The following is a 548-nucleotide window of genomic DNA, read 5'->3' as shown; positions in this document are numbered from 1 at the left end:
CACTACTTTGGCAGATTTATTCACGCCGTTGCAGTCTGCCGACTTGTCTTCTGCAGTACGGGCATCGCTGATTTGGCGGTCGAAGAATGAGTTCGACGATGGCTTGGCGCACGGCCGGCAAACTCGGCTGTGGCGGTGGGCCGTTGTTTCTTTTTTCCGGGCCGCTGTGGCGATGCGGCGGTGCTGTAAAAAGGCGTATCCTCCTCTCAGGTTCAACGCCCCGCCATCGACGGACGTTGCATCGCTCTCGCGCCGTTGAGCGAGATATTTCCCGTGAGCGGCTCCCGAGCAGTCGCACGCGCGAGCCTCTTTCCGGGCTCGCCTCCTGTCCTGAAAAAAGGCACGTTCGGTCGAACGCTTCGCGGCCCGAGGCCGTTGAAAAGGATGGACCACATCGCGCGACTGTCAGGCGAGGCGCGTTCCATGCTGGGGTTGACGACCGTGTTCGGTGGTTCCGGCTTTCTCGGGCGCAGGATCGTCAAGCATCTCCTTGACCACAGCGTCGCTGTCCGTGCGGCATCGCGCCATTCCACTCTTGCAAAGCACCC

General features: G+C 61.3%; 1 pseudogene. It reads right to left on the bottom strand.

The annotated features are described in order from the left end of the window. Positions 1–20: 20 nt before the first annotated feature. A pseudogene (locus NWI01_RS18665) lies at positions 21–198 on the bottom strand (IS701 family transposase); the annotation flags it as partial. Positions 199–548 lie beyond the last annotated feature (350 nt).

The organism is Nitrobacter winogradskyi (assembly GCF_006539545.1).
GTDB classification, from domain to species: domain Bacteria; phylum Pseudomonadota; class Alphaproteobacteria; order Rhizobiales; family Xanthobacteraceae; genus Nitrobacter; species Nitrobacter winogradskyi_A.
The sequence above is the reverse complement of the archived record's forward strand: the minus strand, read 5'-3'. Positions and strand labels throughout refer to the sequence as shown.